Consider the following 10373-nt stretch of genomic DNA (forward strand, 5'->3'; position numbering starts at 1 on the left):
ATAAAAGAAAAATTCAAATCGCTCAATCCCTTGTCAGGTAAGCGTTTTTCTTCAAAGAAAGCCTATTACACACCGAGCGTGTTACCGAGGTAAGCCGAGGTGTTGCCTATTGCCCATTGCCTGGCGCGTAGCGCTATACCAATAATGTTTTGGCACTAACTGATCACTGAACTGAACCCGCCCTTCTAGGAACCTATAGCCGCTCACGCCATAACCATACCACCATCGACGTTGAACACCTGCCCGGTAATATAAGCAGCGGCTGGATCAGCAGCTAAAAACCTCACCATGCCTGCAATTTCCTCTGGCTTGCCATAGCGACCTAGGGGAATATATTTGATGATATCCTCAGATTTAATATCTTTGGTCATATCGGTTTCAATAAATCCGGGTGCCACAGCATTCACGGTAATCCCGCGAGGCGCGACTTCCTTCGCCACGGTTTTGGTAAATCCAATCACTCCGGCTTTGGCTGCACTATAATTTGCCTGACCTGGATTGCCCATTTGTCCGGCAACGGAGGCAATATTAATAATTCGACCCGATTTTTGCTTGAGCATGATTTTACTGGCTGCCCGCGTGCAGAAAAAGACACCTGTCAGATTCAGGTCAATCACCGCCTGCCAATCGTCGGGTTTCATCCGCATCAAGAGGGTGTCGCGGGTAATCCCAGCATTATTCACCAGTACGTCTAAGCGACCAAATTTGTCTTTGGTTTCCTTGACGAGAGTCTCAACCTCTTCCAGTTTCGAGACATCTGCTTGAAGTGCGATCGCATCTCCTCCGGCTTCGGTAATTTTGGCGACAACTTCGTCAGCCGCGCCACTGGAACTGGCGTAGTTAACCACCACCTTCGCGCCCTCTGCGGCTAATGCCAATGCCACAGCGCGACCAATTCCCCGTGACGCCCCAGTGACAATCGCCACGCGATCGCGGAGTTGGGTAGATGTCTGTGATGCTTCCATAAACAATACCTCTATCTATTCGCTGAAGTCAGCTCTTAGCATTTTGCACTAGAATCGAGCCAAACAACTAATAACCGTGATGTTTTGTTATGGCAGTTAAAAAACAGTTTGCCAGTTTTCAGGAACTCCTCTCTGGATCGGATGTACCCGTATTGGTCGATTTTTACGCGACCTGGTGTGGTCCATGTCAGATGATAGCACCGACCCTAGAGCAAGTTGGTGTTCAGCTCAAAGGTAAGCTACAAGTGGTCAAAATTGATACAGACAAATACCCCCAGATTGCCTCTGAGCATCATATTGAAGCCCTGCCCACCCTGATACTCTTTAAGGATGGCAAAGCGGTGGAACGGATTGAGGGGGTTGTCTCCGACAAGCAACTTATGGAACGACTAAAACCTTTACTTTAAACAACCACAGAGACGTTCCGCCGGAACGTCTCTACCCAGGCGGAACTTGGTATCAATATCCCTTGATCAACTTCAGGATGCTGTCGTCGATTCTGGGGAATCACTGGGCGGAGTCGTGGCTTTATTCTTTTTCTCCTGTTCCCGTTGTTCTCGTTTTTTGCGATCGGCTTTAATCGCGTCTTCAAGGACAATCTGGGCTTGAGCCATTTTTTCCAGGTTGCTGCGATACAACTCCAAGTCTTTCTGTAATTTCTCTTGGGGAAGATGCAAAGTTTGACCGATTTGCTGGAGCATTTCCATCGACTTTTTCGCGTCTTGAACTAGCTCCGGTTCTGCCTGTTCCAGAAGGGTATACAAGCCAATGGCAAACAGACGAGAGTATTTAAACTTAGGATTATCTGCGATCGCGGCAACCGTGGTATGAATATCCTCAGCACCCTCTAAAGGTGTTGGTGAACTAAACCAGTCAACCAGTTCTTGCCCCGATAAACGCCCGACTGCGGCTTTCAGTTTTTCAGCATCATCCTGATACTGTTGCGGATTACCTCCCACCGCCTGACAAAGGGCGTTAAAAATGGATTCTTTATCCCGTTCCGGTCGATAGCCTTGCATGAAGCGGTTAAAGGAGGCGACCACACCTAAGACATAGATGGGATCATACTTAAAATCCACATTGACCGCCAGCAAATGCATCTCGACCATCAATTCTTCTACCACCCGTCGGTAAATCGAGTTAATTGGACGGGTGTGATAGTTATAAAAATCTCGTTTCGTATCCGAGACGGTGCGAACGTTACTCACAGAGCAAAATATAAAGGATATTTTTTACCATTGTCTCGCTTGAGTTTCACCCTAGGGGATAGAGTCTCAATCGAGTCATTCCTTCCATCTTACCAGTTTATTTCCACCAGCCCAATTAGTATAATGTTTCTTGGCTTGATCTAACTCAATTTAGTCTGTTTATGTTAATCCTCGACTCATGACTCTACCGCCAGAACTGATTACCCTGGCAAGCTATATGGCTGGTCAATTTGACAACCAACAACAGGCGTTGGCTGAACCCGTCTGGTATGTTCACTTACACCTCTGGCAAAGACCCATTCCTTTATTTAGCGACGATAGCCTCACCCTCTTTGCCGAACAAGCACCGATTACTAACCTCGATCGCCCCTACCGTCAACGGATTCTGCGGCTGTGTCAAAGTGACCAATCCTCGACGGGGTTACAGGTACAGTATTATCAGATCAAAAACCCAGACGCCGTTCGCGGTGCAGGTTGCCACCCCGAATTGTTGCAGCAGCTTACCCGCGACGATATTATAGGTTTACCCGATTGCCGTCTGAACGTGCAGATGCAGCAAATTGGTTTGAATAATTATGAATTTACGACCACTTCAGCCAGCGATCGCCCTTGTCGCTTTAGTTATCAGGGCAATAACTATCAAGTCTCTCTTGGCTTTGAAGTAACAGCCGATGAATTTCGCAGCTACGATAAAGGCATCGACCCTAGTACCGGAAAAGCCACTTGGGGAGCCTTACTCGGTCCATTTCGATTTACCAAACGCCAAGACTTCGCTAGGGAACTGCCACTATAATCGGTCAAGTTGCTGACTTGATCGGGACTGTTCTCCTGTACAGGTTGTTTGGGAGTGAACGACCTACATCAAAACTTGGGTATGAATCCCTTGCCTCAGGTTGCCATACTTCGGGGTACACCTTCCAAAGCTTCTTGCTCCGTTTCAAAAATTTCAAACACGGAATCCATCATCGTCACTTCAAACACCAGTTTGGCTTCGGGATGGACATTACAGATGCGAAAGCTACCTTTGACCTTATCCGCATCGCGCATACCCGCGACTAGAGAGGTTAAACCAGAACTGTCAATGAAGTTAACCTGACTGAGATTAACCACCACATGGCGGCTGAGTTTGGAAATGCATTCTTGTAATTTCAGGCGAAATTGCCAAGCTGTGGTAATGTCCAGGCGTCCAATTGGTGCCAAAACAATAACTGTTGTACCATCTTTCGTCGTGTGTGTTTTTTGATCAATATGAATCATATAAAGACCTCCTTGAGCAGCAGTAGCTCCCCTTGACATCACAAGAGGAGCCATACAGGGTTTGGGTATCAATTCCGTTACTTAGGCGTTGGGTGAATTGTTGTTTCAACAAGTAACTTAATCGGGCTACCTACGCTACTTATCCATTACAGAAGACTTACCCAAAGTTCCCCAAAACTGGATATCCTTGGGAGTACGGGCTTGGTTACCAAGCTCCTACGGTTCCTGCTTCATCCTAGCAGTGATGGCACTCAACACCTCAGACTTCGGACGTTCGGCGAGCGCTCAGACTTCAGCGAGCGCTACGTGGCAATTGAGCCTGTCGAAATTCGGTGTTGAACCTGAGCGACTTGTACCGAGCGAAGTCGAGGCAAGTCGAAGGGTCAACTAGTCCACAGGCTTAACATCGGGTGTAACTCACCCTAGAAAGATTGCCATGGTGGTTTTTGCGTTAGCAATCTCTTCTGTATTGTACATACTCCCAAGTTAGGTCAAGACAAAGTGAACGCTATTTTTGTGCCAAATTTTGGTAAAGATGACTATCAATGATTGACTGTAGGAGTACGTCACTACCATTCGGCTTAGGTTGAAGGAGTCCAGTTTGTCCAATCTTGAGGTTTGAGGAACGTTTCGTACAGTTCAGCCTCTGGTGTATTCGGTTCGGGTTGGTAGCCGTATTCCCAACGAACTAAGGGAGGGAGAGACATGAGAATCGATTCGGTACGTCCGTTCGTTTGCAAGCCAAAGATCGTTCCTCGGTCATACACCAAGTTAAACTCGACATACCGACCCCGGCGATAAAGCTGGAAATTGCGTTCGCGATCGCCATAGTTCATATCTCGCCGCCGCTCGACAATTGGCACATAAGCTAGTAAAAACGAATGACCGCACTCCTGCACCCAGGCAAACAGTTGTTCCCAGGTTCGGGGTTCTACCGCCCCCAGTTCCTTGCTGTAGAGGGCTGCTGCTTTTTCTGGGTGGGGTCCTTTATACAATTCCCCGGTTCCGTCTTGATAGTCAAAAAACAGTCCGCCAACGCCTCGTGTTTCTTGACGGTGTTTGAGATAGAAATATTCATCACACCAGCGCTTGAATACGGGATAGTACTCGGAGTGATGATTGTCACAAGCGGTTTTTAGGGTTTTATGGAAATGAGCCGCATCTTCGGCAAAGGGGTAGTATGGCGTTAAATCGGCTCCTCCACCAAACCACCAAACCGGTCCCGCCTCAAAGTAACGATAATTTAAGTGAACCGTGGGAATATAAGGACTGCGCGGATGTAGCACCATAGATGTACCCGTGGCATAGAAGCCATGACCTGCGGCTTCTGGACGTTGGGTTAAAATCGAGGGCGGAAGTTGAGTTCCCCATACTTCAGAAAAATTAACACCCCCTTGTTCAAAGACAGCGCCATCCCGGATTACACGAGAACGACCCCCGCCTCCTTCTTCCCGCTGCCAAGAATCTTCCTGGAACTGACCCGCACCATCAAGTTCTGCCAAGGAGTCACAAATAGTGTCTTGGATCTGTTGCATGAACTGCTTCACTCTATCCCTAGAGTCAGTGGCAGGTAAGGAACGATTAGGATTTGTGGTCGGTGTCTGAGCTGCGGTCATAATTTCAATAGTAAATACAGTATTACCTAAACCTGAAGGCTATGGTTAGGCATTTTAAGGGTTCCAGGGTCTATTTTAAAGGTTTATGGTGTCAACTATGCCAACTAATTGCTAAGTAGTCGGACTTTCATTAAAGTCGGGCGGTGGGGAAAAGGGAAAAGGGAACGGGCAATAGGGAACAGCAAGGATTTGAGGCTAGTTAACATTTCTTAGGACAGCCGACAGAATTTATATCCAGGTACTTAGCAATACAGTGTCTTGCCGAATGTAAGATAAACAATGCTGAAGCGTCGCGATAGGAGGCGTGTTGTGATTCTAAATTTTTCCTTTAAGCTAATCGCAGGTCAAGAGGGGCTTTGGTGCAAATTTTCCCTCTTTCGGACTTATCGCGCCCTCAGTAATGCTCCGGTGGATGTTCTGTGGCAAAAATTAATCAATTTGGCAGATGTCTCTTGGAATCCTTTGCTCTGTAGTACAAATGCACCAAGAGGCTTAATCCCGAAACCTGGCTTGATTTACCAGGTGGTAACGCGCCTGATTCCCATTCCGGTGCGAGTGTTTGTCGAACGGGTATTGCCGGGTGAATTAATTAGCGTCCGGATGCTGGCAATTCCGGGGGTGGAAAATCGAGTGACATATCGGGTGGAGTCAGGCTTGTGCGGGACGTATGTATCCTTTTCGGTGACAATGCGGGGATGGCTATCTCCCTTACTATGGTGGTTTATTCGCCCCTATGCTGCCCGTGTCGCGGCTGAATTAGCTCAAGCGGCAGAACAGGGAGTGGTTGTTTAGAGGAAGCTGGGGTGATGGAGTGATGGGGTGATAGGGTGATGGGGTTAACTAACAGTGATGGGAAGCAAACAAATGACGAATGACGAATGACGAATGAGCAATCAGCCGTAACCTATTAAGATTGATGAAGATGTTTGTCCCAGCACATTGTCACCCTAGGAACTTGTCCTGATTATGGTTGATACCCATTCAGTTTTAGACGTACTACGCCCCGTGCAAGACCCTGAACTCCAAAAGAGTTTGGTGGAATTGAATATGATCCGCAACGTGAAAATCGACGGCGGGACGGTTAGCTTTACGCTGGTGTTAACTACACCTGCCTGTCCGTTGCGAGAGTTTATTGTGGAGGATTGCCAAAAGGCGGTGAAGCAGCTTCCGGATGTGGAAGAGGTTGTGGTGGATGTGACAGCAGAGACACCGCAGCAGCAATCGTTACCCGATCGCCAAGGGATTGATGGCGTGAAAAATCTAGTCGCGATTTCCAGTGGGAAGGGCGGTGTGGGCAAAAGTACCGTGGCGGTGAATGTGGCAGTTGCCCTCGCTCAGACGGGAGCAAAGGTGGGTCTGATTGATGCCGATATTTATGGACCGAATACCGCCGCGATGCTGGGATTAGCCGATGCCAAGGTGATGGTGCAACAGAGTCCTCAAGGAGAGGTACTTGAACCCGCTTTTAACCATGGCATTAAATTGGTGTCGATGGCATTTCTGATTGATCCCGATCAGCCAGTGATTTGGCGGGGACCGATGTTAAATGGTATTATTCGCCAGTTTCTGTACCAGGTGAATTGGGGAGAATTGGATTATTTGATTGTGGATATGCCGCCGGGAACCGGGGATGCTCAGTTGACCTTAGCCCAAGCTGTACCTATGGCTGGGGCGATCATTGTGACAACGCCGCAAAATGTAGCTCTCTTGGATTCCCGGCGCGGTTTGAAGATGTTCCAGCAATTGGGGGTTCCGGTATTGGGCATTGTTGAAAACATGAGTTATTTTATTCCACCGGATCTGCCTGATCGCCAGTATGATCTGTTTGGGTCGGGTGGCGGTGAAAAAACCGCTCAGGAATTAGACATACCTTTGCTGGGATGTATTCCCCTAGAAATTAACCTGCGGCAAGGGGGCGATCGCGGCTTACCCATTGTCGTGGCTGAACCGGAATCGGCATCAGCTCAAGCGCTGATCGCGATCGCCAAGGCGATTGCGGCAAAAGTGTCTGTTGCTGCCCTAAGCCGTCATTAAATGCTGATTAGAAACAGTAAGAGAAGAAGGGGAAAAAGGAATTATAGGGTTAGAATATAATGCATTCTTCCCTATCCATCCTTATTTTCAACTAGCCTAGGATTTGATCAGGGATTATCCAAAATAGTTTGGAAAAATTCCTGAACAGGGCATCTTCAGAGCGCTAATTGCTAAAAACGTCAATCGCATTCCCCAACGATTATGTTCCAAAAGTCATTGTCCCGTACCCAAATGCGCTGGCTTATGTTCCTGAGCCGATGGCAGGAACTAGACTGGCAGCTATTATTTGTTACCATAAGTCTCACCTTCCTCGGTGGGGTAATGATTCGCAGCGCCGAAATAAATGAGGGGCTAACCGATTGGTGGTGGCACTGGATCATTGGGGGTATTGGTTTAACGCTGTGTCTACTCATCGCGCGATCGCGCTACGAAATCCTACTCCAATGGCATTGGATGATTTATGCAGCCACTAATATGGCGTTGTTTGCGGTGATGATTATGGGGACGACGGCAAATGGCGCACAACGGTGGCTGAATATCCTAGGTTTTCACGTTCAACCGTCGGAATTTGCCAAAATTGGCTTGATTATCACCCTCGCCGCGATTATCCACTGGCAACCGGCTTCAACATTAAATGCGGTATTTCGCGTCTTAGCGATTGCGGCAGTTCCGTGGCTATTTGTATTTTTAGAGCCAAACTTGGGAACTTCATTGGTGTTTGGGGCGATTACGATGGGAATGCTCTATTGGGGAAATGCTAATCCCGGATGGTTAATTTTATTCGTGTCTCCCATCGTTTCCGCGATCATGTTCAATGTATTTTTGCCCGGATGGTTTGTCTGGGTAGGAGCGATGATGCTGATTGGTTGGCGGACTTTACCGTGGTCCTTCTTTGGTGGGATTGGAGCATTGGTTGCCAATGTGATTTCGGGGGGATTAGGAAACTTGTTGTGGGGATTGCTTCAAGATTATCAAAAAGACCGATTGCTTCTTTTCTTAGATCCGGATAAAGATCCCTTAGGCGGAGGATATCACTTGATTCAGTCTCGAATTGCCATTGGCGCAGGTCAACTCACGGGAAGAGGACTGCATCAGGGGACGCAAACCCAACTCCACTTTATTCCGGAACAGCACACCGACTTTATCTTTTCTGCCATTGGTGAAGAACTCGGATTTATTGGCTGCTTGTTCGTCCTATTTACCTTTTGGCTATTGTGTTTACGGTTAGTGATTATTGCCCAAAATGCTAAGGATAACTTTGGCTCACTATTGGCAATTGGTGTCCTATCGATGATTGTGTTTCAAACGGTGATCAACATCGGCATGAATATTGGTTTAGCCCCCATTACCGGGATTCCACTACCGTTGTTAAGTTATGGGCGATCGGCATTACTGGCAAATTTTTTAGCGATTGGATTAGTGGAATCGGTTGCCAATCACCGACACCGATTGAAGTTTTAGTTATTCGTCATTGGTTATTGGTCATTTGTCCTTATGTAAGGATAGGACTTTGGCAAATGCTCTATATGTAGTGGACTGACACAGCTAAAATTGTAGAATAGATTTGACGTTTAACCCTTCGACTTCGCTCAGGGTTAAACCGGGCGCAAGCCTTGCGCCCCTACAATGCTAATCCACCAATTAAGGTGTGCCACGCCGCCATCGTGGGGAGAGCGTAGCGTAACGCACCTTGACCAATATATAGGGTATGGCTGGGTAAGGTTTGAGGACAAATTAGCTAAATGAGCCGGCAGCACATTATAGTAAGCTTAAGAGATAGAGATTTAGGGGTAAACATCGATGATTTTTCCTGGTTCAATTGTGCGCGTCATTAACGGCGATGATACTTACTATAAATTTGAAGGGATAGTCCAGCGCATTGGTGATGGAAAAGCCGGTGTACTGTTTGAAGGTGGTAACTGGGATAAAATTGTCACATTCAATTTATCGGAACTCGAAGAGGTCAAACCTAAAGGGAAGAAGTAAGAAGAAGCTGTGATGTTTGATCAATGATTCGTGAACAAGAATAGATGCTTGTTAAAAAAGGTGCGTTACGCTTCGCTAACGCACCCTACAAAACAAAAAAACACAACAAAGGACAAAGGACAAAGGACGAATGACAAAGGACTAAACTATGCGTCTTCCTTTACCCCAGTTTACGGCTGGAGAACGGCCTGATAATCACATTGCGGAAGTAATAGAAACGGCAACTACAGAATTTCTGGCACAATGCCTAGAGCCAGAAGACTTGAGTTTTCCTGTTATGCCACCTTTTGGCAGTTGGGTCAAATCCGTTGATGAAGAATCGGGAAATCAGGTTATGGCAGTCGTTTACTATGCCACAACTAGCCCAATTGATTCAGTTCACCGGGCTGTCGCGTTGGGATTGTCACTGGCAGAATTGCGAGAGCAACAACCGCAAATTTTTGCCATGCTGAAAACGGAGTTTCGGGCAGCGATTGTTGGGTTTATACCGCCTAGTGAGGGACATAATGGTGACCAACCCTCTAGAGGACGAGCCTATCAATATTTACCTCCTCGTCCGCCGCAAATTCATCAAGCTGTCTATCAATGTCAACCAGACGAGATTATTTACTTTAGTGAACAGTTGGATTTTTTACGAACTCTTCTCTTAGTGACTGGAGCGCCAGTGGAAGCGCTAACAGCGGCAGCGATCCGAGAAATCTATCAAATCCGTAAGGGCGATCGCGACTGGTTAGTTCAAGCAGGGCGAACCTTAAGTGTTTTACTCAAGGATGATTATGACCGTTTGCGATATATTTTGAGTCAACTGCATTGGTAAGTATTGTAAAGTTTCAATAAGAATATAGTCAGATGTAGTCATGTTGGGTAATATATAGACATGAAACTCTCAGACTATGCCAAAAAAGTAGGAATCAGTTATCGAACTGCCTGGAGGTGGTGGAAACAAGGAAACTTGATCGGTCATCAATTGCCGTCTGGTACGATAAGATTATAGCCGAGTTAAAATCTCACGGACAATAATGCTACTAGCCCAAAGACATATAATCAAAAAAGGGCATCGTCTTTGGAGGTCGATAAATCGCTTGTCTTGGCAGTCTAAAAATCTTTACAACTCAGCCAATTATCTCATCCGTCAAAACTGGATTTATGGTCATGGGTATTTGACGTATAATCAGATGGCTTCCTTGATGAAAGAGACCGAACAATACAAAGCCTTACCCGCGAAAGTATCGCAGCAAGTTTTAAGAGGATTAGATCGGAACTGGAGATCCTTTTTCGCCGCGAACTCTGAATTTAAAAAGCATCCA

At 46.8% G+C, this 10373-nt stretch carries 11 protein-coding genes and 2 pseudogenes; 9 read left to right on the forward strand and 4 right to left on the reverse strand.

Annotated elements, in window-relative coordinates; all coding sequences use genetic code 11:
• Nucleotides 1-203 precede the first annotated feature (203 nt).
• The gene (gene fabG, locus RIG66_RS00165; RefSeq protein WP_446374069.1) at nt 204-965 is read right to left on the reverse strand and encodes a 3-oxoacyl-[acyl-carrier-protein] reductase; all 762 of its coding nucleotides are present in this window, start codon (nt 963-965) and stop codon (nt 204-206) included.
• Between the two features lie 89 nt (nt 966-1054).
• On the opposite strand from fabG, the gene trxA reads away from it, so the two are divergent.
• Nucleotides 1055-1372: a thioredoxin gene (gene trxA / locus RIG66_RS00170; protein ID WP_446374071.1), complete on the forward strand. Its 318-nt coding sequence runs from the start codon at nt 1055-1057 to the stop codon at nt 1370-1372.
• Nucleotides 1373-1444: 72 nt separating this feature from the next.
• Here the strand turns inward: trxA and psb29 are convergent, their stop codons facing one another.
• Nucleotides 1445-2173: a photosystem II biogenesis protein Psp29 gene (gene psb29, locus RIG66_RS00175; RefSeq protein ID WP_446374073.1), complete on the reverse strand. Its 729-nt coding sequence runs from the start codon at nt 2171-2173 to the stop codon at nt 1445-1447.
• Nucleotides 2174-2351: 178 nt separating this feature from the next.
• Between psb29 and RIG66_RS00180 the strand changes: the two genes are divergently transcribed.
• A complete protein-coding gene (locus tag RIG66_RS00180) occupies nt 2352-2966 on the forward strand; it encodes a CpcT/CpeT family chromophore lyase (RefSeq protein ID WP_446374075.1) in 615 nt (204 codons plus the stop codon).
• A 95-nt stretch (nt 2967-3061) separates the two neighbouring features.
• Here the strand turns inward: RIG66_RS00180 and RIG66_RS00185 are convergent, their stop codons facing one another.
• A complete protein-coding gene (locus RIG66_RS00185) occupies nt 3062-3430 on the reverse strand; it encodes an STAS domain-containing protein (protein ID WP_006101536.1) in 369 nt (122 codons plus the stop codon).
• A 581-nt stretch (nt 3431-4011) separates the two neighbouring features.
• Nucleotides 4012-5046 (reverse strand): oxygen-dependent coproporphyrinogen oxidase, encoded by a 1035-nt coding sequence (gene hemF, locus RIG66_RS00190; RefSeq protein WP_446374077.1) that lies wholly within the window; start codon nt 5044-5046, stop codon nt 4012-4014.
• Nucleotides 5047-5355: 309 nt separating this feature from the next.
• Between hemF and RIG66_RS00195 the strand changes: the two genes are divergently transcribed.
• From RIG66_RS00195 to RIG66_RS00225, 7 genes and pseudogenes are all read left to right on the forward strand, one after another.
• Nucleotides 5356-5838 carry an SRPBCC family protein gene (locus RIG66_RS00195; protein ID WP_446349601.1) on the forward strand — a complete coding sequence of 161 codons (483 nt, stop codon included), beginning with the start codon at nt 5356-5358 and terminating at the stop codon, nt 5836-5838.
• A 174-nt stretch (nt 5839-6012) separates the two neighbouring features.
• Nucleotides 6013-7080: an Mrp/NBP35 family ATP-binding protein gene (locus RIG66_RS00200; protein WP_446374079.1), complete on the forward strand. Its 1068-nt coding sequence runs from the start codon at nt 6013-6015 to the stop codon at nt 7078-7080.
• A gap of 201 nt (nt 7081-7281) precedes the next feature.
• Nucleotides 7282-8541, forward strand: a complete 1260-nt coding sequence (gene rodA / locus RIG66_RS00205) for a rod shape-determining protein RodA (protein ID WP_446374081.1) — start codon at nt 7282-7284, stop codon at nt 8539-8541.
• Between the two features lie 339 nt (nt 8542-8880).
• Nucleotides 8881-9066, forward strand: coding sequence for an NAD(P)H dehydrogenase subunit NdhS (locus RIG66_RS00210; protein ID WP_446374083.1), 186 nt, complete (start codon nt 8881-8883; stop codon nt 9064-9066).
• 148 nt (nt 9067-9214) lie between these two features.
• Complete coding sequence (locus RIG66_RS00215) at nt 9215-9883, forward strand: HAS-barrel domain-containing protein (protein ID WP_446374085.1); 669 nt, start codon at nt 9215-9217, stop codon at nt 9881-9883.
• 60 nt (nt 9884-9943) lie between these two features.
• Nucleotides 9944-10051 (forward strand): annotated as a pseudogene (locus RIG66_RS00220) (IS607 family transposase); the annotation flags it as partial.
• 97 nt (nt 10052-10148) lie between these two features.
• Nucleotides 10149-10373 (forward strand): annotated as a pseudogene (locus RIG66_RS00225) (transposase); the annotation flags it as partial.

The sequence above is a fragment of the Coleofasciculus sp. E2-BRE-01 genome (assembly GCF_040221695.1).
In the GTDB taxonomy this organism is placed as follows: Bacteria; Cyanobacteriota; Cyanobacteriia; order Cyanobacteriales; family Coleofasciculaceae; genus Coleofasciculus.